The sequence below is a fragment of the Caballeronia mineralivorans PML1(12) genome (assembly GCF_001028175.1).
Classification (GTDB): Bacteria; Pseudomonadota; Gammaproteobacteria; order Burkholderiales; family Burkholderiaceae; genus Caballeronia; species Caballeronia mineralivorans.
Window position 1 is genome coordinate 1 of record NZ_AEJF01000355.1, and the last position, 1,595, is coordinate 1,595.

1 protein-coding gene is annotated in these 1,595 nt (G+C 56.6%); it reads left to right on the forward strand.

All coding sequences use genetic code 11. From position 1 onward, the window contains the following. Positions 1-19 precede the first annotated feature (19 nt). Positions 20-1,450: an IS1182 family transposase gene (locus tag EOS_RS42995; protein ID WP_047898347.1), complete on the forward strand. Its 1,431-nt coding sequence runs from the start codon at positions 20-22 to the stop codon at positions 1,448-1,450. The last annotated feature ends 145 nt before the right edge of the window (positions 1,451-1,595 follow it).

Here is a 1,595-nt window from a genome sequence, read left to right on the forward strand (position 1 = left end):
GATGGCGGAGGCAAGCGAGATGAAGCGGTTCGTTCAAGGCGACAATCGTACGCAAAGCTTTCTTCTTCCCGAAGCGCTCGACGACTATGTGACGGACACGAACCCTGTGCGCGTAGTCGACGTTTTTGTAGATGAACTTGATCTTCAGAAGCTTGGGTTTGAAGGCGTCGAACCAGCACTTACTGGCCGGCCTTCATATCACCCGGAGGTAATGCTTAAGATCTACATCTACGGTTACCTGAACCGTGTTCAATCCAGTCGTCGCCTTGAGCGCGAGGCCCAACGCAACATTGAATTGATGTGGCTCACCGGCCGCTTGGCACCGGACTTCAAGACCATTGCGCGGTTCCGCAAAGACAACGGCAAAGCGATCCGCCGCGTCTGCCGTCAGTTCGTCATGCTATGCCAACGCCTGGACCTGTTCTCCGAAGCGCTCGTTGCGATAGACGGGAGCAAGTTTAAGGCAGTGAACCATCGCGACCGCAACTTCACGAGCGCAAAACTAGAACGGCGAATGCGGGACATCGAGGCAAGCATCAGCCGTTATCTAGTGCAAATGGACACCGCCGACCGTCAGGAGCCTACGATTGCGAAGGCGAAGACAGAACGGCTGCAAGACAAGATCGCGGCTCTCAAGGAGCAAATGCAAACCCTCAAGCAAGTCGAAGTTCAACTCGACGCGGCGCCGGACAAGCAAGTGTCGCTCACGGACCCGGACGCGCGCTCGATGAAGACGCGGGGGACAGGCGTCGTCGGCTACAACGTTCAAGTAGCGGTCGATGCGAAGCACCATCTGATTGTCGCGCACGAGGTCACCAACAACGGCATTGATCGTGACCAACTCACGTCAATGGCCAAGTTCGCGCGTACGGAAATGGGTGTCGATAAACTCACGGCAGTAGCCGATCGAGGCTATTACAAGAGCGAGGAGATACTCGCCTGCCACGAGGCCGGCATCACGGTGTTTGTTCCCAAGACGAAGACCTCGGGCGCGACCTTCGACGGCCGCTTCGACAAAGAAGATTTTATCTACGACGCTGAGAAGAACGAGTATCGATGTCCGGCGGGCGAGCGTCTCATATGGCGCTACAGGACAACCGAACGTGGTCTGAAGTTAGATCTCTACTGGAGCTCGCAGTGCCAACAGTGCTCATTGAAAGATCAATGCACTCCAAGCACCGAACGCCGGGTAACGCGCTGGGAGCACGAAGGATTGCTCGAAGAGATGCAGGTCCGGCTTGATCTCGCCCCGGACATGATGCGTATCCGACGACAGACTGTCGAGCATCCCTTCGGCACGATCAAGGCGTGGATGGGAGCGACTCATTTCCTAACGCGCACTATCGAGCGAGTAAGCACCGAGATGAGCCTGCACGTGCTTGCCTACAACATGAAGCGGGTTATCAAGCTAATCGGTTCAGAAACGGTTATGAGGGCGATGCGGGCGTGAAGCCCGCGCGGGGCGGACGGGTCCTTGCAATACGTTCAGCTCTGATCTGACCTTTGTGGTGCCGCAATCAATAAGCCGCGATCTGCCGCCGAGATAGCGTGTCGTCAAATTCCCGACGGCTACGCGTTTTGACACGGTCTGGGCC